Origin of the sequence: Mesorhizobium sp. CA13, from assembly GCF_020165235.1 — a bacterium.
Lineage (GTDB): Bacteria > Pseudomonadota > Alphaproteobacteria > Rhizobiales > Rhizobiaceae > Mesorhizobium.
The window spans coordinates 386,305-405,607 of sequence record NZ_JAIUHS010000001.1; the positions used below are offsets into that span (position 1 = coordinate 386,305).

A 19,303-nucleotide genomic window follows, 5' to 3' on the forward strand; every position below is an offset into this window, starting at 1 on the left:
CAACTAGGTTGCAAGTCGGGTGACGACATCGAGCAGAATGTTGGCGCCGGCGACGAGCTCGGTATCCTCGGTGTATTCGCGCGGACTATGGCTGATGCCGCCGGCGCTCGGCACGAAGATCATCGCGGCAGGTGCGATACGCGCCATCATCTGCGCATCATGGCCGGCGCCGGACGTCATGCGCTTCGAAACCAGACCGCGATTGATGGCAGCGGCCTCGATCAGCTCCACGATGCGGCTGTCGAAGATCACCGGCTCGAAGCGCGCCAGCCGCTCGACCGAGATCGTCACGCCTTCGGCGGCGGCGAGTTCTTCGAGCTGAGCGGCGAGTGCTGCTTCCTCCGCCTGCAGCCGGTGCTCGAAAGGATCGCGCAGGTCGATGGTGAAGACCGCTCGCGCGGGAATGACGTTGATGGCGTTGGGCTCGAAATGCATCGTGCCGACGGTGGCGACGGTCGGCGTGTTCGAAGCCTTGGCACGATCGTGCAGGAAGGTGACGACACGCGCGGCCGCATGGCCGGCGTCAGTGCGCATCGACATCGGCGTGGTGCCGGCATGGTTGGCGACCCCGTCGATGGTGATGCGCTGCCAGGAGATGCCTTGCAGGTTTTCTACCGCGCCGATCGGCACGCCTTCGCGCTCCAGCACGGGGCCCTGCTCGATATGCAGTTCGAGATAGGTATGCGGCTTTAGGAAGCCCGGCTGTTCGTCGCCGGCATAGCCGATGCGCGCCAGTTCCTGCCCGAGCACGCTGCCGTCGGTCCCCACGGCCGCCAGCGCCTCCTCGATCGCGACGCCGCCGGCATGAACCAGCGAGCCCATCATGTCGGGGGAATAGCGCACGCCTTCCTCATTGGTGAAGGCGGCGACGGCCAACGGGCGCGACGGGACAAAGCCTGACGCCTTCAGTGTCTCGATTGCCGCCAGCCCGGCCAGTACGCCGTAGCAGCCGTCATAAATGCCGGCATCTATGACCGTATCGATATGCGAGCCTATCAGGATCGGCGCCTGCCCGGCATTCTCAGGCGTGCGCCAGATGCCGAAAATATTGCCCATGCGGTCGATGGCGACTTCGAGCCCCGCCTCGCGCAACCAGCCGACGAAGCGGTCGCGGCCCTGCCGGTCGGCGTCCGAGGCGGCAAGCCGCACCAGCCGGCCCTCGCCGTCGCGGCCGATGGCGCCGAGGTCCCGAATACGGCCAAGCAGCCGCTGCGCGTCAACCGAGATCATGGCGTTGCTCCAGAAAGTACCATACCCGCAAGCACGTCCGCGGCGGCCAGGCCGACGAGTTCGGCATAACGCTTGGGATCGGTGGCGCCTTCGGTGTTGACGACCAGCACCCGCGAGGTCCGGTCGAGGCCGAGTTCGGCCCTGCTGTCGGCCAGCACCCGGATCAGTCCGGCCAGGCCGACCCCGCCGCTTTCGCCGGCAACGATGGCCGGATCGCCGCCGGCCGGCCGCGCAAGCCTCCGCATCACGGCGACCGCATCCTCCTCGTCGACGGTCATGAAGGCATCGGCGGCCCGCGCCAGCACGCGCCAGGCGACAGGCGACGCCTCGTAGCATTCAAGCATCGCCATGACAGTCGCTTCGCCATGCGCGATCTTGACCGGATGGCCAGCCTTGGCGGCACCCAAGATGCAGGCGGCACGTTCGGGCTCGACCACCGTGAAGACCGGCCTGCCATCGCCGAGCACGATGGCGAGATGGCCAGCTAAGGCAGCGGCAATGCCGCCGACCCCAGCCTGGACGAAGACGTGGGTGGGCGGTTCGCCTAGCTGGCGCAACGCCTCGCGCATGATCGCGGTGTAGCCTTGCATGACGAGGCCCGGAATGCGCTCATAGCCGGGCCACGAGGTGTCGGACACGACGGTCCAGCCCTTGTCCGTCGCGACGCGTGCGGCTTGCCTGACCGAATCATCGTAGTTGCCGTCGACGCGGATGATCTCGGCGCCATAGCGGGCGATAGCCGTGATGCGTTCGCGGCTGACGCCGGCGTGGACGAAGATCGTCGCCCTCGCGCCGACGAGCTCGGCGCCCTGTGCCACCGAGCGGCCGTGATTGCCGTCGGTCGCGCAAGCCATCGTCATGGTGGCGGCAACCGCCCTGACATCGGGCCCATCGAGATCGGCGATGTCGAGCGGCCTGCCAAGCCGGCGGCCGGCTTCCTCCAGCACCAGATGAACGACGGCATAAGCACCCCCAAGCGCCTTGAAGCTGCCGAGACCGAGGCGAAACCCCTCATCCTTGAGGTGGATGGCGCCAATGCCCAGTTCCGCGGCCAGCGCCGGCAACGCATCCAGCGGCGTCTCCCGGTTGATGTCGCGATGGGACAGGAAACGCTCGGCCGCGTCGGCCCCCGCAACCCCCAGCATTTCGGCGTCGACCGGATCGAGTGGACTGCCGTGCAAGGCATTGCGGTTGAGCAGGAACATCAAGGCCTCCTTGGCTGACAACGAGACTATATTGCAAGACAGGCGCAAAAAGCGCTGTATTCAAGGCCTCGAAATGCAAGTTCGTTTCTTCAGGACATGCCGTTGCCCGCATTGCCAGCCCCGCTCGACAGTTTCGACCTCGCCATTCTCGCCGTGCTGCAGAAGGACAACACGACGCCGCAGCGGCTGATCGGAGAGGCCGTCAACCTGTCGGCGCCGGCGGTGCAGCGCCGTATCAAGCGCATGCAACAGACCGGCGTCATCGCGGCCAATGTCGCGGTCATCGAACCGGCGGCGGTCGGCCAGCCCATCACCATCTTCGTCGAGGTCGAACTCGAAAGCGAACGCGCCGAACTGATCGACGCGGCCAAGCGGCAATTCCTGGCGGCACCGGAAGTCCAGCAATGCTACTATGTGACAGGCGAGGCCGACTTCATCCTGGCCATCACGGTGGCCGACATGAGCGCCTATGAGGCGCTGACGCGGCGCCTGTTCTTCGACAGCAACAATGTCCGCAAATTCCGCACCTTCGTCGCCATGGACCGCGTCAAGGTCGGCCTGACGGTGCCGCTGCCGGGATAGGCGATCGGGTTGCATGTCTGGCATGCTTTCGCCATTCTCCGCATCGCGAATTGACGGGAGGCGCGCTTGGACGACACCACCCCGGTTGCGATTATCGGTGCCGGGCCGGCGGGCCTGGCCGTTGCCGCATGCCTGCGGCAGGCCGGTGTCGACTTCATCCTGCTTGAAAAAGAGCAGCAGCCCGCTCCCGCCTGGCGGCGCCATTACGAGCGCGTCCACCTGCACACGACCAAGCGCTATTCGTCCCTGCCCTTCGTGCCCTTCCCGAGGCATTACCCGCGCTATGTCCCGCGCGATCTGTTCGTCGAATATCTCGATGCCTATGCGCAGCGCTTCGATCTGCGGCCCCGCTTTGGGGAAGCGGTGCGGGCGGTCGGCCGGCAGGGCAGAAGCTGGGGCGTCGAAGCGACATCAGGCACCGTGCGCGCTTCCCATGTGGTGATTGCGTCAGGATACAATGCCGAGCCGCTGATGCCGGCATTCGCCGGCGCCGGCAGTTTCAAGGGCAAAAGTCTGCACAGCGCGGATTACCGCAACAACACGCCGTTTGCCGGCCAGTCGGTGCTGGTCGTCGGCATGGGCAACACCGGCGCCGAGATCGCGCTCGACCTGACGGAGGGCGGGGCGAAACCCACTATCTCCGTGCGCGGCGGCGTCCATATCGTGCCGCGCGAATTGCTCGGCGTGCCCATCCAGGTCGTCAGCATGGCGACGCGCCTGGGGCCGCGGCGCGTCAACGACGCCGTCTTTCCTATCATCCTCGATCTGGTATTGGGCAGGCTGGAGAAATATGGGCTCAAACGGCCCAAACAGGGATTGCTGGAGCAGATATCCCTGGCGTCGCGCATCCCGGTGATCGATGTCGGCACCATCGGCAAGATCCGCGAAGGCGCGATCAAGGTAGCGCCCGACATTGCCGAGATATCAGAAGGCGGCGCCCGTTTCGTCGATGGTCGGCACAGCGACTTCGACGCGATCATTTTCGCTACCGGCTACCGCCCAGCCTATGCCAAATTCCTCGGACCCGGCGTCGAGCCCGGCGGCAGCGGCGTCAATGCGCGCGCTTCGGAACTCGGTCTTTATCTCGTCGGCTTCCACAATTCGGTTACCGGCCTGCTGCGCGAAATCGGAATCGAAGCCCAGGCGATCGCCGACGACATCCGTCTCCGGCAGAACAGAAAAAGGACGGCCGAAACCCTGCCGGTGTGACTTGCGCCGAAACGGCGAAACCTCCCGGCGGCTTCAGCCCCCTGCGGGTCGAAATCACCGCGTCTGGCGGCCTGCTCTATCCAAGAGCAGTCTTCAGCATCATTCCGGCAATCTCCTTCAACAGCTTGGCGGCCACGAGCGCCGTCAGGTTGGAGAGATCCTGGCTCGGATTATACTCAACGATATCAGCGGCCACGATCGGTTGGTCGATGCTTTGAATCAAGTTGATGACTTGCCGGGTCGAGAGGCCGCCGGGCTCGCGGTGGGAGACGCCAGGGGCAAAGGCGGGATCGAGCCCATCGAGGTCCATTGAAATATAAACTGGCGTTGTGAGATCGAGCCGCAGGCCTTCCCTGAAGCGCGCCGCCTCCACCACCTCGACACCGAAGCGCCTGAACTGGTCGCGATGATGGCCGTTGACCGTGCGCAGGCCGACCTGGATCAGCCGGTCGGCCAGACGCTCCTCCATGATGCGTGCGAAGGGCGAGGTATGCGAGCGCGGATTGTTGTCATAGGCATGGTAGATATCGGGGTGAGCGTCGATGTGCAGGATCGTCAAACCGGGATGACGGCGACGCACCGCGCGCAGCACTGGCCAGGATATGGCATGATCGCCGCCGAGTGAGATCAGCGGATGGCCGCCATCCATAGCGCGGCCGACCTCGCTTTCGATCCGCTGCCAAGGGTCGCCGGGCTGCTTGAAATCGATGTCGCCGTGGTCGATGAAGCGGCCTGTCAGATCGAGGCCGGTTTCCGACCATGAGCTATAGGCGTCGCTGTGCAATTCGCGCCTGATGAGGGCCGGTGCCTCGGCTGCGCCCCGCAGATAGGACGAATTCCCGTCATGCGGTATTCCCAGAAGCGAAATTCCGGCTCCCATCGACGCTCTTCCCTCCTGTCAGACCGAGCACCTTTATACGTGCGCGAGCGGGTGCTCGCGACCGCCGGCGCTTGGACCAGATGTCGAAATCCGTAACAGACGGAATTGAAAACCGCCGGCGCTGGACGCCTGGGTCACCCCGCCTTGCGCAGCCACACCTTGTTGTCGTGGAATGCCGCGCCGCCATAGGGTGCGGGCGCATCGGCGCCAGTCAGCACGTTGATGCCCTCGCCGCGCTCATGCGCGCTGTTCGGCCAGATGCCTTCGGCGATCACAACGCCACGCTTGATGCCGTCGAACAGCCGTGCATGCAGCACCACCTCGCCGCGCGCATTGCCGAGTTCGACACGGTCGCCCTCTGCCAAACCGTGTGCGGCGGCATCGTCGGGATGCAAGAGCAATTCCGGCCGGCCCTCCTTGGCCTTCGACACCGGCGTTTCGGAAAAGGTCGAATTGAGGAAGTTGCGCGCCGGCGATGTAGCCAGCCGGAACGGATGCGCCTCGTCGGCAACCTCGATCAGGTCGACATGATCGGGAAATTGCGGCAACTGCTCCACCGGGCCGAACAGGCCCATGCTTTTGGGCGGCCGGTTGGGGGCGGCTTGTCCGGTCCAATCGGCGCGGAAGCGGAATTTGCCGTCCGCATGGCCGAAGCCCTTGGTGAAATGCGCGGCTTCGAAATCCGGCTGCAGATCGATCCATTTTTGCTCTTTCAGGCTGGCGAAGCTGCCAAGCCCGCGCTTGCCCAGGATGATGTCGATATGCTGCTGCTCGGTGAGGCCGAAGCCCGGCCTGTCGGCCACGCCGAGGCGCTCAGCCAATTGCTCGATGACGAAATGGTTGGTGCGCGGCCCTTCCGGCGGCTCGATCAGTTTCGGGCCGAGTGTGATGTGCTGGTTGCCGCCGCCCTTGTAGATGTCGTCATGCTCGACGAACATCGTTGCCGGCAGCACGACGTCGGCGAGCCTGGCCGTGTCGGTCATGAATTGCTCATGCACGCAGGTGAACAGGTCGTCGCGCAAGAAACCCTGCTTCACCAGCCGCTGCTCGGGCGCAACATTGGCCGGGTTGGTGTTCTGGATGAGCAGCGCCGTCACCGGCGGCCCGCCATAGAGCGCATCCGGCGCCCCCGTCAGCACCGGGCCGATGCGCGAATGATCGAGATAGCGGATCGAGGGATCGCGCATGCGCGTGCCCTCCAGCACCTCCTGGTTGAGCTTGAAGATGCCGGAATTGGAGTGGAAGGCGCCGCCGCCCTCATATTGCCAGGCGCCGGTCACCGCGGCGATGCAGGAGGCGGCATGCATGTTGACCGCGCCGTTGCGCTGGCGGGCAAAGCCGTAGCCGAGGCGGAAATAAGTTTTCCTGGTCGTGCCGACGAGACGGGCAAAACTCTCTATCTCGGCCACGGTCAATCCGGTGATCGCGGCCGCCCATTCGGGTGAACGCGTGCGCAGGTGGGCTTCGAGACCTTTCGGGTCGTCGGTGTATTTCTCGAGATAGGCGCGGTCGGCCAAGCCTTCCCTGAAGAGCACATGCATGACCGCGCAAGCCAGCGCGCCATCGGTGCCAGGCTTCAGGACAAGGCCCATATCGGCCTGCTTCATCGTGGCGTTCTCATAGACGTCGATGACCACGATCCTGGCGCCGCGCTCCTTGCGCGCCTTGATGGCGTGGGTCATGACGTTGACTTGGGTCACCACGGCATTGGTGCCCCAGATCACCACGCAATCGGACTTGGCCATTTCGCGCGGGTCGGGACCGCGCAGCGCGCCCGCCCCCATCATCCAGCCGGTCCAGGCCAGATTGGTGCAGATCGAGCCAAAGAAGCCCGAATATCTCTTCGCATGCCGCAGCCGCTCGATGCCGTCGCGCTGCACCAGCCCCATCGTGCCGGCATAAAAATAGGGCCAGACCGTCTCCGAGCCGTATTTTTCCTCGGCCGCGATGAACTTTTCGGCGACGAGGTCCAGCGCCGCCTCCCAACTTGTTTCCTGCCAGGCGCCCTCGCCCTTGGCGCCTTTGCGCACCAGCGGCTTCAGCAAGCGGTCGGGATGGTGGACGCGGTCGGCGTAACGAGCGACCTTGGCGCAGACGACGCCCGACGTGTAGGTGTTTGCCTTGGCGCCATGGACGCGGCCGATGCGGTTGCCGTCAAGCAACTCGACCTCGAGCGCACAGGTCGACGGGCAATCATGCGGACAGGCCGAATGGCCGATGCGAAGGCTGGCGTGCTGGTTCATGGAGTGTGTTTAGCGGGTTTCGGAGGCGGCGTGTAGGGCCAGACCGGCGCAATCAAAAACTTGACGGTTTGTAGTTTAAAAACTACAATAAGTGATGTTTGAGCTGAAGCAGACGGAGACTTTTCGCAAATGGCGAATGAAGCTCAAGGACGAACGTGCACGCACATTGATCGCCTCGCGCCTGGATCGTCTTGCTTTCGGTCACGCGGGAGACGCTGAGCCCGTTGGTGATGGGATCAGTGAGTTGCGCATCCACTACGGGCCGGCTATCGCATCTACTATCGCAGATACGGCAATACGGTGCTGATATTGCTTTGCGGCGGAGACAAAGGCAGCCAGGCCAAGGACATAAAAACAGCAAAACGCCTTTCAGGCGATTGGAGTGAGTGACATGCCTGAAAAACTGACGACATACGACCCCGCCGAAGATCTCACCTCCGATGAGGCCATCGCCATCTTCATGGCAGAAGCATTCGAAACCGAAGACAGCGGATATATTGCACATGCGCTCGGCGTGGTGGCGCGCGCCAAAGGCATGACACAAATCGCCAAGCAGACGGGGTTATCGCGCGAACAGCTCTATCGGTCCTTCAGCGGCGACGGCAATCCAACATTGAAGACGACGATTGCCGTGATGAATGCCTTGGGGATGCAATTGACCACGAGGCCACATCCCTGACGTCATAAAGCGCAATTCCATTCTCCCGACTGCGGAGCGATAGAAGGCGCAGCTACTCCGCCGTGCCTTCCTCATACTCCGCCGACATGGTCAGCCATTTGTCCTCATGCGCGGCAAGCTGCTGTGCCAATTGCGAGCGCTCCTTGGCCAGCCTTGTCGCCGTCGAGGGGTCCTTTTCGTAGACTGCCGGATTGGCGAGCTCGTCTTCGATACCGTCGATGCGCTTGCGGATGCGGTCCATCAGCGCTTCGGTTGCGCGGATCTCCTTGGCCAGAGGCTCGAAGGCGGCGCGGCGCTGGGCCGCCTCGCGGCGGCGGTCGGCCTTCGAGGCTTTTTCCGCCTCGCGCCGCTCGCGCCGGTCACCGGACACGCCTGTGACCAGCGTCTTGTAGTCCTCCAGGTCGCCATCATAGGGATTGACCGCGCCATCCTTGACCAGCCACAGCCGGTCCGCCGTCGCTTCCAGGAGATGGCGGTCGTGCGAGATCAGGATGACGGCGCCGGGGAACTCGTTCAGCGCATGGATCAAGGATTCGCGGCTGTCGATGTCGAGGTGGTTGGTCGGCTCGTCGAGGATGAACAGGTTCGGCCCCTCGAAGGCCGACAGACCCATCAACAGCCGCGCCTTCTCGCCGCCGGACAGGTCTTTCGCCGCCGTGTTCATCTTTTCGGTGGTGAGCCCAAACTGGGCGACACGGCCGCGCACTTTCGATTCCGGCGCTTCCGGCATCAGCCTGCGAACATGTTCGTAGGCGTTTTCCTCAGGCCTGAGATCGTCGAGCTGGTGCTGTGCAAAGATCGCCACCTTCAGCCCGGGCGCCACGGTCATGGTGCCGGTCTCCTGCTTCAGGCGGCCAGACAGAAGCTTGGCGAAGGTCGATTTGCCGTTGCCATTGGCGCCAAGCAGCGCGATGCGGTCGTCGGCATCGATGCGCAAGGTCATCTTCTTCAGAATCGGCTCACCGGGGGTATAGCCGACATTGACATTGTTCAGCGCGACGATTGGCGAGGCCACCGTCTTCACCGGCTCCGGGAAAGAAAATGGCCGCACCGTGTCGTTCACGATGGCCGTGATCGGCTTCATCTTTTCAAGCGCCTTGATGCGGGACTGAGCCTGTCTTGCCTTGGATGCCTTTGCGCGAAAACGCTCGACGAAGGATTCCATATGCTTGCGGGCGGCTTCCTGCTTGATACGGCCCTTTTCCTGCTGTTCTTTCTGCTCGGTGTACTGGCGTTCGAACTGATCGTAGCCGCCGCGCCAGAAGGTCAGCTTCTTCTGGTCGAGATGGACGATCGAATTGACGGCGCGGTTAAGCAGGTCGCGATCGTGCGAGATCAGCAGCACTGTGTGCGGATATTTGGAAACATAGTTCTCGAGCCACAGCGTGCCTTCGAGATCGAGATAATTGGTCGGCTCGTCGAGCAGCAGAAGATCGGGTTCGGAAAACAGCACGGCAGCGAGTGCCACGCGCATGCGCCAGCCGCCGGAAAACGAGGAGGCGGGGCGGCGCTGCGCCGCGTCGTCGAAGCCGAGACCAGCGAGAATGGTGGCGGCGCGCGACTCGGCCGAATGCGCGTCGATATCGGCCAGCCGCATATGGATGTCGGCGATGCGGTGCGGATCGGTCGCCGTCTTTTCCTCCTCGAGCAGCGCCGTGCGTTCGAGGTCGGCCTTGAGCACGATCTCGATCAGCGGCTCCTCGGTTCCGGGCGCTTCTTGCGCCACCTGGCCAATCCGGGTGTTCTTCGGCAGGCTGATCGAGCCCGTCTCGGAGGGGAAATCGCCAGTTATGGCCTTGAACAGCGTGGTCTTGCCGGTGCCGTTGCGGCCGACAAGTCCGGCCTTGGTGCCGGCCGGCAAGGTCAGCGAGGCATGGTCGAGAAGCAAGCGCCCCGCCATGCGCAGCGAGAGGTCGTTGATGATAAGCATGGCCGCGCTTTTGCACGGGAGACCGGCGCTTCGCAAGACCTTGCGGGCCGGTTGGCCACGCAAGGCATGAAAACGGCGCGCGCAATGGCGCCGTCAACATTGCAGCTCAGTAGCTTCCGGCTGCGGTCGGCCGCGCTCAGGCGCTGGCTTTGCCGCGCTTTGTCGCCTTGGCCACGGGGGCCGGCGCTGCCGGCTTGCGGCCAAGTCCCGTCGACTTCGCCAGCGCTGACCGTGTCGCTGAGTAGTTCGGAGCGACCATCGGATAGTCGGGCGGCAGGCCCCATTTGGTGCGATACTCATCCGGGCTCAGCCCATAGTCCGTCCTGAGGTGCCGCTTGAGCGACTTGAACTTCTTGCCGTCCTCCAGGCAGACGATGTAGTCGGGAAAAACCGACTTCTTCGGGTTCACCGCAGGAACCAGGCTTGGGCTTTCCGCGACAACGGCACCTCCGAGCTTTCGCACCGAGGCACTGACGCTGGCAATCAGGTCAGGCAGGCCGGAAACCGGCAGCGGGTTGTTGCCGACATAGGCCGAGACAATGTCAGCGGTCAGCTCGATAACGGTCTTATCCTCGATATTTGACAAATCTTTCACCCTATTTGCGACAAAATCATCTACCCCAGAGAAGAATTTCGTCGATGCATTTATTTAACCGCGTCCCCCAAACGGACCAGCAAATCTCAAAACGAATCAAGACTTGCAGTCAAATATTTTTTACGGAAATCGGCTCCGTGCAAATTAGAAAAGCTATTTTTTGGGGTCGGCAGACTTAGGCGGTCCGGTTGGAAGGCCAATATCTCTAAAACACGTGCCGCCGGTCGTAACGCGCTCCAACGTCTTTCGGCCTTCAGTTCGCAGTTTCCGTGAGACGGTGAAAACTGCTCTATCGGAGCCGGCGGCCGAAATCAGGCGTATGCGCGCCCTTCTTCGGTGCGCTGGAAATGCGCCAGATCGAGCTGCACGGAAGGGCGGCCCAGAACCGTCAGGATCATATGGGCCTGGCCGCGGTGGTGGGTCTGGTGGTTGAAGACGTGGTCGAGCGCCGGAGCCAGCCGTTGCGAGACGGTGCGCATGTCCGATACCGTCATGTATGTAAAGCGGCCCGACAGCGCCTTGTCGCTCAAACCGCCAACCCAGTCGACGATCCGCCGGTCCTCCGCCTCGCGCGCCATGCGCAGGCCCGGCAATGCCTGGTACAGTATGGCGTCCAGCGCCGTCGGCGCATCGCCCTCGCCGGTAAAGCGCTTCATCCAGATGCGATCGGCGGCCAGGAGATGGTTGAGCGTGCCCTTCATCGAGCCGAAGAAAGCGCCGACGTCGCGATTGAATTCCTCTTCGTCGAGATCGGCGGCTGCATCGTAGATGCGGCCATTGGCCCATTGATTATAGGCCGCAAACATCATGAAGTGCCGTTTCATCTTTTCTCCCGCCGGCCTGTGTCGAGGCGTTGCGGGATACCTAAACCGCAGGGAAGCCGCCGCCAATGACCATTCTGCTTTATGATCTCGTCGGACGCGACGCCAGCCGCCCCTTCAGCCCGCATTGCTGGAAGGCGACGATGGCGCTGGCGCATAAGGGGCTGGAGATCAGCGCGGTGCCGACGCGTTTTCTCGAAGTGGCCCGCGTCGAGGGCGGCGCATCGAAACTCGTGCCGGTGATCCGCGACGGCGAGACGGTCGTCGCGGATTCCTTCGCCATCGCGCTTTATCTCGACGAAACCTATCCGGAGCGGCCGTCGCTGTTCGGCGGCGAAGGCGGCAAGGCTATGGCGCGCTTCATCGAGCGCTGGTCGCAACTGACCATCCATCCCTATGTGACCACCGCCGCGATCATGGACCTTTATGCCATGCAGGATACGGAGAACGCCGCCTATTTCCGCCAGAGCCGGGAGCAGCGCCTGGGCAAGAGGCTGGAAGACGTGATGGCCGCGCGGGATGCCGGACTTGGCACTTTCAGGGCTTCGCTGGAGCCGCTGCGCTCCATGCTCGCCTATCAGCAATTCATCGGCGGAGATTCGCCCCTGTTTGCCGACTATATCGTGTTCGGCGCGCTGCAATGGGCACGCATCGCCTCGCCCTACCCGTTGCTCGACGACCACGATGCCGTGGCGCAGTGGTTCGCCCGCTGCCTGGACCTGCATGGCGGGCTGGGGCGCAAGGTTGCGGCGGCCGCGTGAAAGCTTAGCGCCTGACCTTGCGGCAGGCGCTAACGACCAGCCATCGGCTCCGATATGGCCAGATCTTATTTGGCCGCCTTTTTTGGCTTGCCGGGCTTGGCGGCGGTCTTGGCCTCTTTGGGCGCGGTTTTTGCCTTGCCGGCGACGGGCGCCTTTCTTGCTGGCTTGTTCACCGCGGATGACCCCGCATCCTCCTGGTCGATGTCGGCCGTCGCCTGTTGCCAATGGCGCTCATGCTGTCCGGCAGGTTGTCCTTCTTCCTGCCAGATCTGATGTGCGCGGTTGCGAATGCGCTCCTGGCGGTCGTCTGTCATGGTCATGGTCTCCATCCGGGCCGACCTCAGCGCGGCGCCGACACGCGACTATAGCAAGCAAAGCCTTATATTGCAGCCGTCCGATCTCGGGCTGGCGGCGGCATCGCCGATAATCGGCCCGGCATGCAAACGCGCATGGCGTCGACTTTCCCTGTCGACACCTCCATCGACTTCCTCTTGGCAATGGGCCGGCCGGCTTGTATAGAGCCCGCCACTCCCAATCCAACCAGACAAGGACGACCCAATGGCGCTCGAACGCACCTTTTCCATGATCAAGCCGGACGCAACGCGGCGCAATCTCACCGGCGCCATCACCAAGATGCTGGAAGATGCCGGTCTGCGCGTCATCGCTTCGCGCCGCGTGTGGATGAGCCGCCGCGAGGCGGAAGGTTTTTACGCCGTCCACAAGGATCGTCCGTTCTTCGGCGAGCTGGTGGAATTCATGTCGTCGGCGCCGACGATCGTGCAGGTGCTGGAAGGCGAGAACGCCATTGCCAGGAACCGTGAGGTGATGGGCGCCACCAACCCGGCCAACGCCGCCGAAGGCACCATCCGCAAGGTGCATGCGCTGTCGATCGGCGAGAATTCGGTGCACGGTTCGGACGCGCCGGAAACCGCCGCGCAGGAGATCAAGTACTGGTTCTCCGATACCGAGATCGTCGGCTGAGCCGACCCTGGCATTGTGACCGAAAAAGGCCGGCGGATTGCCGGCCTTTTTCATTGAAACGGATCGATCCGGCACTGCCGTTGAACCCTTGCCCGCGCTAAAGTCGGTCAGGCACAGGGAGCCGACGAAGCATGACCAGCACCATTCCCGGCTTCTTCCAGGGCACCGAGATGCCATCGAGCGGCTGGTGGGAGGTGCTGTGGCCCGACCCCGGTGCCGTGCTTTCGGCAACGGGGCTGAAGCCGGGCATGGAGGTGGCCGACCTCTGCTGTGGCGACGGCTGGTTTACGTTGCCCATAGCCAGGGTCGCCCGCCATGTCGTCGGCATCGATATCGATACCGACCTGCTCGACATCACCCGTCGCCGGCTCAATGAAAACGGCACGAGGAATTTCGATCTCGTAGCGGGCGATGCCTATGAACTCGCGAGCCTGCTGTCCCGCCCCGCCGATTTCATCTTCATGGCAAACGCCTTTCACGGCGTGCCCGACCGGCCACGGCTGGCGCGAGCCATTAGCGAAGCGCTCGTCCCTGCCGGACGCTTTGTTGTCGTCAACTGGCATCGGCAGCCGCGTGAACAAACCACGGTGCTCGGCGAGCCCCGCGGACCGAAGACCGAATTGAGGATATCGCCGGAACAGACCATCACGGCCGTCGAGGCGGCCGGCCTCAAATTCATCGAGCTGGTCGAGGTACCGCCCTACCACTATGGCGCCGTGTTCGAAAAAATGGGCGGGTGACCTCCGCCGACAGCCGTTTCAGGGCATCAGCTCGCGGCGCTGAAACGCAGGATCTCGCGGCCGTTCCCGTCGGCGATGGTCAACTTGCCGGCATCGACTTTATACGAGGCCGCCTTTGCCAGAGCCTCGAACAGCGCCTTTTCTTCCGCCATCACCTCGGGCGCGCAGGCCTTATAGGTCGAGCCGATGTCGCTGATAGCGATCTTCTGGCCATCGAGGTTGGCGGTGGCAAAATAGCTGTTGCAGGGACCGTTGCCGCCGGCCTTGCCTGCTTCACTCACCCGGAACGTCGCTTGCGGCGCGGTGATGGCGCCGACGCCGTCGACATAATCGAGCAGCCAAAGCTGACCAAGAACGGAAGCCATGGGCTCCGTGCTTGGCGTCACCATCTTGAGCATGATGTTTTGCGGCGCATCGGTCAGCGGGTCGACTTGATGGCGCTCATCCGAGATGAACAGGAGCCTGTCGCCGACGGTGATCTTGGCCTGCAGCGCATAGGTCATCCTCTGTTGGATCCGGGACGGATCGAATGTGACCATAAAGCTGATCGGCACCTGGCCTGCCGGCGTCAGCTTCTGTTCGCCGACGATTTTGGCGGGCGCATCGGCCAACGACACATCGGCAAGCTGGACCGAGAGCACGGCATTGGGCGGCAAGGCGATGCGCTCGCGGTAGGTCACCTCGCCTTTCAGGGCTTTTTCGGCGGCCATGGAGAGTTCCGGCACGGCAAGTATACCCACGACCAGAGGCACGAAACCGAAGACGAAGAACTCCGCTATCCTGTCCAGCATGACCATCTCCCTTCCCCGGGCTGGCCAAAGCCCAGGCTGACCAACAGCGAATTGGCCAAAGGATTGCGGTCAATGCGTGGCTGAGGCCGAATTTATTCGGACGGTGGCCTCCAGCGCCGTGCCGCCTGTTCGTCTTTCTCCTTGGCCTCGACCCAACCGCCTTCGGAGCCGTCGGCGCCATGCTCCTTCTTCCAGAAGGGAGCGCGCGACTTCAGATAATCCATTAGGAAATTCGCCGCCTCGAACGCGGCTTGCCGATGCGCGGAGGCCGCCACCACCAGCACGATGTTCTCGCCTGGCCGGATCTTGCCATGACGATGGATGGCGGTGATGCCCTGCAGCGGCCAGCGCTGAACCGCTTCGGCCGCGATGCGGGCGATTTCGGCCTCTGCCATGCCCGGATAATGCTCGAGCTCAAGGGCCGAGAGCGTCCCCTGCTCGTCACGGCACAGGCCCGAGAAGGTGACCACAGCGCCGATGTCGGCACGGCCTCGCGTCAGTCTGGCGATTTCGGCGGCGACGTCAAAATCTCGGCGCTGGACGCGCACCACAGGTACGACCGCGCCGGCCATCTCAGCCCCCGGTCATCGGCGGAAACAGCGCGATCTCGCGCGCGCCTGATATCTTCTCGCCGTGCTCGACATGTTCCTGGTTGATGGCGACGCGGATCACGTCGGGATATTGCAGCGCACGCTCGTATTCCTCGCCGCGAGACTTCAGCCAGCGCAAGAGGTCCGCGACGGTGTCGACGCCATGCGGCAAGTCCACGTCTTCGTCCGGCTTGCCTATACGCTCCCGCACCCAGGCGAAGTAGATGAGCTTCGTCATCCCTATTCGTCCATGATGTGCTTGAGGCCGGCACGGAAATAGTCATAGCCGGTGTAAAGCGTGACCAGGGCCGCGATCCACAACAGCACCAGGCCGGTCTGCGTGGTCAGCGGAAAAATCTTGTCGCCGGCCGGACCGGCGAGCAGGAAGGCGATAGCGACCATCTGGATGGTGGTCTTCCATTTGGCAAGCTGCGTCACCGGCACGGAGACCTTGAGCGCCGCCAGATATTCGCGCAGGCCCGAAACCAGGATTTCGCGACACAGGATGATGATCGCCGCCCACAGCGACCAGCCGGCAATGCCGGCATGGCGGTCGGTGTCGGCGGCGAGCAGCAGCAGGCATGTCGCGACCAACAGCTTGTCGGCAATGGGGTCGAGCATCTTGCCGATGTTAGAGGTCTGCTTCCAGGCGCGGGCGAAATAGCCGTCGAAATAATCGGTGATGGACGCCAGCAGGAAAATGATCAACGCCGACCAGCGGGCGAAGTCGCTCGACTTCAGATGTCCCTCGAGGAAAAAGCACAGCACCACCAGCGGCACCGCGATAATGCGGGCGTAGGTGAGGATGTTCGGAAGGTTGAACGCGCGCTGAGCCATATCCGGGGGAACTCTTTCTGCCTGCGTACTCAAATCAGAAGCTGATGTAGGGGGTCAACAGGCCAAAATCGATTGGCCAGCAAAAATAGGCCAATCTTGTCATCTCGCGGGCTACGCCCTTGCTTCGCCCGGGAGCTGACGGCCGCTTTCGGGCGACATGCATCAGTTCTCGTGGAAATGGTTGTAAACCAGTCTGGCCACCTGCTCGGAAATGCCGTCGACCTTTACCAGGTCCTCGATTGCCGCGCGACCGACCGCCTTGGCGGTGCCGAAATGCATCAGCAGCGCCCGCTTGCGGCTGGGGCCGATGCCGCCGATCTCGTCGAGCGGGCTCTTGACCATCTCCTTCTTGCGGCGTGCCCGGTGCGAGCCGATGGCGAAACGGTGAACCTCGTCGCGCAGGCGCTGGACAAAATAGAGCACGGGGTCGCGTACCGGCAGGGAAAACGAGTCCCTGCCCTTGACGAAGAAGCGCTCGCGGCCCGCGTCGCGGTCCTGGCCCTTGGCGATGCCGATGGCCACGACCCGGTCCTCGATGCCGAGATCGGCGAGGATCTTGCGCACCGCGCTCATCTGGCCCTGGCCGCCATCGATCAGGATGACATCGGGCCAGGCAGGGAAGCCGCCTGACATGTCGCCCTCATCGCTGTCCGCCTCGCCTGCTGGGGCATCGTCGGGCGCCACATCGCCATGCTCCTTGAGCAATCGTGAAAAGCGCCGCTCCATCACTTCGCGCATCATGCCGAAATCGTCGCCGGGCGTGATCTCGGTCGAGCGGATATTGAATTTCCGGTACTGGTTCTTCACAAAACCTTCCGGCCCGGCGACGACCATGGCGCCGACGGCGTTGGTGCCCATGATGTGCGAATTGTCGTAAACCTCGATGCGCACCGGCGGCTTTTCGAGCCCGAAGGTCTCGGCGAAGCCGGCAAGCAACCTGGCCTGCGTCGAGGTTTCGGCCAGCCGACGGCCGAGCGCCTCGCGGGCATTTTGCAACGCGTTGTCGGTCAGGTCCTTCTTCTCGCCACGCTGCGGCACCGAGATCGACACCTTGCGGCCGGCGCGGGTCGAGAGCGCCTCGGCCAACAGTTCCTGGTCCTCCACGGCGTGCGACAGCAGAATGGCGCGCGGCGTCGGCTTGTCGTCATAGAACTGCGCCAGGAACGAGCCCAGCACCTCGGCCCCTTCCAGCGCCGGATCGGCCTTCGGGAAATAGGCGCGGTTGCCCCAGTTCTGGCCGGTGCGGAAGAAGAACACCTGGATGCAGACCTGGCCGCCCTCCTGATGAATGGCGAAGACATCGGCCTCGTCGACGGTCTGCGGATTGATGCCCTGGTGGCTCTGCACGTGCGAGAGTGCCGCCAGCCGGTCTCGATAGATGGCGGCGCGCTCGAAATCGAGGTCTTGCGAGGCCTGCTGCATGGCGGCCGAAATCTCGGTCTTCACCTTCTGGCTGCGGCCGGAAAGGAAATCCTTCGCCTCGGCGACCAGTTCGGCATAGTCGCTATGCGAGATCTCGCCGGTGCACGGACCGGCGCAGCGCTTGATCTGATAGAGCAGGCAAGGCCGCGTGCGGTTCTCGTAGAAGGAGTTGGTACAACTCCTCAGAAGGAAGGCGCGCTGCAAGGAATTGATGGTGCGGCCGACCGCGCCCGCGGAAGCGAAGGGGCCGAAATAATCGCCTTTGCGCGAACGCGCGCCGCGATGCTTGTAGATGCCGGGGGAGACATGGTCGCCCGTCAAGAGGATGTAGGGAAACGACTTGTCGTCGCGCATCAGCACGTTGAAACGTGGCCGCAGCCGCTTGATGAGGTTGGCCTCCAACAGCAGCGCCTCGATCTCGGTGCGAGTGACGACGAACTCCATCGTCGCGGTCTCGCGCACCATGCGGCCGATGCGGTTGGTGTGGAAGCGGCCTTGCGCGTAGTTGGTGACGCGCTTCTTCAGGCTGCGGGCCTTGCCGACATAGAGCACGTCGCCATTGGCATTCATCATGCGGTAGACGCCCGGCGCATTGGGCAGCCGCTTGACCAGCGTCTGGATCACCTCGGCGCCGACCATGCCGTCGGCATCGCCGGCATGCGGCGTCCAGTCGATGGCGGTGAAGGCGACGTCCGGGCCGGCCGGTTCGACGATCTCCTCCGCCGCCTCGTCCTCGAGGTCGATTTCGGGAGGCAGGTCGTCGGCGCCGCCACGCATCTTGTGTTTCTGCTCTGCGGGACTCATTCCGTCATGCCTGTCACATCAGGCGTGCGCCATGCAAGATGCTGGCCGCCATCAAGCGCGATCATCTGCCCGGTAACCGAGCGGGCTTCCCAGAGATAGCGGATTGTGGCGCCGAATTCCGGCAATTGCGGGCCGCGTTTCAAAATGAGACCGGCGAGCTGCGCGGCAAAGTCGCTGTCGTCCTGGTGCGCGTTCTTCAAGGTCGGGCCGGGACCGATGGCGTTGACGCGGATGCGCGGGCCGAGCGCCTGCGCCATCATCTGGGTTGCCGTCCACAAGGCGGACTTGGACAGCGCATAGGAGAAGTAGCGCGGCGTCGGCCGCCAGACACGCTGGTCGATCATGTTGACGATCAGTCCCTCCTGCCCGGCTGGCAGAGCCCGGGCAAAGTTCTGCGCCAACAGCGCCGGGGTCTTCACATGAATGGCGAAGTGGCGGTCCCAGCCCTGCCAGTCGAAGTCAAGGACCGAATCGTCCTCGAACAGCGAAGCGTTGTTGACCAGCAGCGAGATCGGCCCGAGCGCGGCTTCGGCGCGGCCGATCAGGCGGCCGACCTCGGTCATATCCGTGAGGTCGGCGGCGACCACGGCGGCGTGGCCGCCGGCGCGGTTGATCCGCTGGGCAAGCGCATCCGCGTCATCGCGCGAGCGGTTGCAGTGAATGGCGACGGCAAAACCGTGGGCGGCGAGATCCTCGACAATCGCGCTACCGATCCGTTTTGCCCCGCCCGTCACCAGCGCCGCGGTGGCTTTGCTCATCTGTTGTCAATCCTCGGTTTCGGCGCGAAGGAGGGCGCCGGCAAATTATGGCCCACCACCCGTTAAATGGCGTTCGCAGCTGCGGCAACATTGTGGCGAAACGGCCGGTTCGGCATCTCGAGCCGGCCCGCAATGAGCCGGCCTCAACACAATATAGGAGGCTGGACTCCTTGCACCAAGCCACCTGCGGTGCAGCACGGCCAATCTGCTGACATTTCGCTGTTGCGAAGATGCAACGCCAAATT

The 19,303-nt window shown here is 63.4% G+C and carries 20 protein-coding genes and 1 pseudogene; 7 read left to right on the top strand and 14 right to left on the bottom strand.

Annotated features, from left to right (window positions below):
- Positions 1-3 precede the first annotated feature (3 nt).
- On the bottom strand, positions 4-1,230 hold the full coding sequence (locus LB566_RS02015) for a Zn-dependent hydrolase (protein ID WP_224622776.1): 1,227 nt from the start codon (positions 1,228-1,230) through the stop codon (positions 4-6).
- Entirely contained in the window at positions 1,227-2,435 is a 1,209-nt protein-coding gene (locus LB566_RS02020) for a diaminopropionate ammonia-lyase (RefSeq protein WP_224622778.1), read from the bottom strand. Before LB566_RS02020 ends, LB566_RS02015 begins: the two co-directional genes overlap by 4 nt.
- Positions 2,436-2,537: 102 nt before the next feature.
- Between LB566_RS02020 and LB566_RS02025 the strand changes: the two genes are divergently transcribed.
- Complete coding sequence (locus tag LB566_RS02025; protein ID WP_411910451.1) at positions 2,538-3,017, top strand: Lrp/AsnC family transcriptional regulator; 480 nt, start codon at positions 2,538-2,540, stop codon at positions 3,015-3,017.
- A 66-nt stretch (positions 3,018-3,083) separates the two neighbouring features.
- Positions 3,084-4,226, top strand: a complete 1,143-nt coding sequence (locus LB566_RS02030; protein WP_224622780.1) for a flavin-containing monooxygenase — start codon at positions 3,084-3,086, stop codon at positions 4,224-4,226.
- A gap of 76 nt (positions 4,227-4,302) precedes the next feature.
- On the opposite strand, the gene LB566_RS02035 is transcribed toward LB566_RS02030, so the two are convergent.
- Together LB566_RS02035 and LB566_RS02040 are read right to left on the bottom strand one after the other, a co-directional pair.
- Positions 4,303-5,106, bottom strand: a complete 804-nt coding sequence (locus LB566_RS02035; RefSeq protein ID WP_224622781.1) for an agmatinase family protein — start codon at positions 5,104-5,106, stop codon at positions 4,303-4,305.
- A 134-nt stretch (positions 5,107-5,240) separates the two neighbouring features.
- Positions 5,241-7,349 carry a molybdopterin-dependent oxidoreductase gene (locus LB566_RS02040; RefSeq protein WP_224622783.1) on the bottom strand — a complete coding sequence of 703 codons (2,109 nt, stop codon included), beginning with the start codon at positions 7,347-7,349 and terminating at the stop codon, positions 5,241-5,243.
- 94 nt (positions 7,350-7,443) lie between these two features.
- Between LB566_RS02040 and LB566_RS02045 the strand changes: the two are divergent.
- Positions 7,444-7,739: pseudogene (locus LB566_RS02045) on the top strand (type II toxin-antitoxin system RelE/ParE family toxin).
- A 1-nt stretch (position 7,740) separates the two neighbouring features.
- On the top strand, positions 7,741-8,028 hold the full coding sequence (locus LB566_RS02050; protein WP_140549252.1) for an addiction module antidote protein: 288 nt from the start codon (positions 7,741-7,743) through the stop codon (positions 8,026-8,028).
- Positions 8,029-8,080: 52 nt separating this feature from the next.
- Here the strand turns inward: LB566_RS02050 and LB566_RS02055 are convergent, their stop codons facing one another.
- From LB566_RS02055 to LB566_RS02065, 3 genes are all read right to left on the bottom strand, one after another.
- Entirely contained in the window at positions 8,081-9,958 is a 1,878-nt protein-coding gene (locus tag LB566_RS02055) for an ABC-F family ATP-binding cassette domain-containing protein (protein ID WP_224622785.1), read from the bottom strand.
- A 136-nt stretch (positions 9,959-10,094) separates the two neighbouring features.
- Positions 10,095-10,544, bottom strand: a complete 450-nt coding sequence (locus LB566_RS02060; RefSeq protein ID WP_140494381.1) for a MucR family transcriptional regulator — start codon at positions 10,542-10,544, stop codon at positions 10,095-10,097.
- A 320-nt stretch (positions 10,545-10,864) separates the two neighbouring features.
- Positions 10,865-11,377 carry a DinB family protein gene (locus LB566_RS02065; RefSeq protein WP_140549254.1) on the bottom strand — a complete coding sequence of 171 codons (513 nt, stop codon included), beginning with the start codon at positions 11,375-11,377 and terminating at the stop codon, positions 10,865-10,867.
- A gap of 65 nt (positions 11,378-11,442) precedes the next feature.
- On the opposite strand from LB566_RS02065, the gene LB566_RS02070 reads away from it, so the two are divergent.
- Positions 11,443-12,135: a glutathione S-transferase family protein gene (locus LB566_RS02070; RefSeq protein ID WP_224622787.1), complete on the top strand. Its 693-nt coding sequence runs from the start codon at positions 11,443-11,445 to the stop codon at positions 12,133-12,135.
- 65 nt (positions 12,136-12,200) lie between these two features.
- Here the strand turns inward: LB566_RS02070 and LB566_RS02075 are convergent, their stop codons facing one another.
- Positions 12,201-12,464 carry a DUF2934 domain-containing protein gene (locus LB566_RS02075; RefSeq protein ID WP_224622789.1) on the bottom strand — a complete coding sequence of 88 codons (264 nt, stop codon included), beginning with the start codon at positions 12,462-12,464 and terminating at the stop codon, positions 12,201-12,203.
- Between the two features lie 229 nt (positions 12,465-12,693).
- Between LB566_RS02075 and ndk the strand changes: the two genes are divergently transcribed.
- Entirely contained in the window at positions 12,694-13,116 is a 423-nt protein-coding gene (ndk, locus tag LB566_RS02080) for a nucleoside-diphosphate kinase (RefSeq protein ID WP_010915217.1), read from the top strand.
- Positions 13,117-13,247: 131 nt separating this feature from the next.
- Positions 13,248-13,856 carry a class I SAM-dependent methyltransferase gene (locus LB566_RS02085; RefSeq protein WP_224622791.1) on the top strand — a complete coding sequence of 203 codons (609 nt, stop codon included), beginning with the start codon at positions 13,248-13,250 and terminating at the stop codon, positions 13,854-13,856.
- A 26-nt stretch (positions 13,857-13,882) separates the two neighbouring features.
- Here LB566_RS02085 and LB566_RS02090 read toward each other — a convergent pair whose 3' ends face one another.
- From LB566_RS02090 to LB566_RS02115, 6 genes are all read right to left on the bottom strand, one after another.
- Entirely contained in the window at positions 13,883-14,647 is a 765-nt protein-coding gene (locus LB566_RS02090) for a YbaY family lipoprotein (protein ID WP_224622793.1), read from the bottom strand.
- Positions 14,648-14,739: 92 nt separating this feature from the next.
- Positions 14,740-15,219: a molybdenum cofactor biosynthesis protein MoaE gene (locus LB566_RS02095; RefSeq protein WP_224622795.1), complete on the bottom strand. Its 480-nt coding sequence runs from the start codon at positions 15,217-15,219 to the stop codon at positions 14,740-14,742.
- 1 nt (position 15,220) lies between these two features.
- Positions 15,221-15,475 carry a molybdopterin converting factor subunit 1 gene (gene moaD, locus LB566_RS02100; protein WP_224622797.1) on the bottom strand — a complete coding sequence of 85 codons (255 nt, stop codon included), beginning with the start codon at positions 15,473-15,475 and terminating at the stop codon, positions 15,221-15,223.
- 2 nt (positions 15,476-15,477) lie between these two features.
- Entirely contained in the window at positions 15,478-16,074 is a 597-nt protein-coding gene (gene pgsA / locus LB566_RS02105) for a CDP-diacylglycerol--glycerol-3-phosphate 3-phosphatidyltransferase (protein WP_140494400.1), read from the bottom strand.
- 162 nt (positions 16,075-16,236) lie between these two features.
- Positions 16,237-18,300, bottom strand: coding sequence for an excinuclease ABC subunit UvrC (gene uvrC, locus LB566_RS02110; protein WP_224622798.1), 2,064 nt, complete (start codon positions 18,298-18,300; stop codon positions 16,237-16,239).
- Positions 18,297-19,058 carry an SDR family oxidoreductase gene (locus LB566_RS02115; RefSeq protein ID WP_224622801.1) on the bottom strand — a complete coding sequence of 254 codons (762 nt, stop codon included), beginning with the start codon at positions 19,056-19,058 and terminating at the stop codon, positions 18,297-18,299. The genes uvrC and LB566_RS02115 overlap by 4 nt, the downstream gene beginning before the upstream one ends.
- Positions 19,059-19,303: the final 245 nt, after the last annotated feature.

Excerpts from the sequence above, each read along its gene's own strand:
- LB566_RS02085 (WP_224622791.1), top strand. The coding sequence starts at position 13,248 with ATGACCAGCACCATTCCCGGCTTCTTCCAGGGCACCGAGATGCCATCG.
- LB566_RS02095 (WP_224622795.1), bottom strand. The coding sequence starts at position 15,219 with ATGGCCGGCGCGGTCGTACCTGTGGTGCGCGTCCAGCGCCGAGATTTT.
- uvrC (WP_224622798.1), bottom strand. The coding sequence starts at position 18,300 with ATGAGTCCCGCAGAGCAGAAACACAAGATGCGTGGCGGCGCCGACGAC.
- LB566_RS02020 (WP_224622778.1), bottom strand. The coding sequence starts at position 2,435 with ATGTTCCTGCTCAACCGCAATGCCTTGCACGGCAGTCCACTCGATCCG.
- pgsA (WP_140494400.1), bottom strand. The coding sequence starts at position 16,074 with ATGGCTCAGCGCGCGTTCAACCTTCCGAACATCCTCACCTACGCCCGC.
- LB566_RS02065 (WP_140549254.1), bottom strand. The coding sequence starts at position 11,377 with ATGAAACGGCACTTCATGATGTTTGCGGCCTATAATCAATGGGCCAAT.
- LB566_RS02040 (WP_224622783.1), bottom strand. The coding sequence starts at position 7,349 with ATGAACCAGCACGCCAGCCTTCGCATCGGCCATTCGGCCTGTCCGCAT.
- LB566_RS02115 (WP_224622801.1), bottom strand. The coding sequence starts at position 19,058 with ATGAGCAAAGCCACCGCGGCGCTGGTGACGGGCGGGGCAAAACGGATC.
- LB566_RS02015 (WP_224622776.1), bottom strand. The coding sequence starts at position 1,230 with ATGATCTCGGTTGACGCGCAGCGGCTGCTTGGCCGTATTCGGGACCTC.
- LB566_RS02090 (WP_224622793.1), bottom strand. The coding sequence starts at position 14,647 with ATGCTGGACAGGATAGCGGAGTTCTTCGTCTTCGGTTTCGTGCCTCTG.
- LB566_RS02050 (WP_140549252.1), top strand. The coding sequence starts at position 7,741 with ATGCCTGAAAAACTGACGACATACGACCCCGCCGAAGATCTCACCTCC.
- ndk (WP_010915217.1), top strand. The coding sequence starts at position 12,694 with ATGGCGCTCGAACGCACCTTTTCCATGATCAAGCCGGACGCAACGCGG.
- LB566_RS02055 (WP_224622785.1), bottom strand. The coding sequence starts at position 9,958 with ATGCTTATCATCAACGACCTCTCGCTGCGCATGGCGGGGCGCTTGCTT.
- LB566_RS02070 (WP_224622787.1), top strand. The coding sequence starts at position 11,443 with ATGACCATTCTGCTTTATGATCTCGTCGGACGCGACGCCAGCCGCCCC.
- moaD (WP_224622797.1), bottom strand. The coding sequence starts at position 15,475 with ATGACGAAGCTCATCTACTTCGCCTGGGTGCGGGAGCGTATAGGCAAG.
- LB566_RS02075 (WP_224622789.1), bottom strand. The coding sequence starts at position 12,464 with ATGGAGACCATGACCATGACAGACGACCGCCAGGAGCGCATTCGCAAC.
- LB566_RS02035 (WP_224622781.1), bottom strand. The coding sequence starts at position 5,106 with ATGGGAGCCGGAATTTCGCTTCTGGGAATACCGCATGACGGGAATTCG.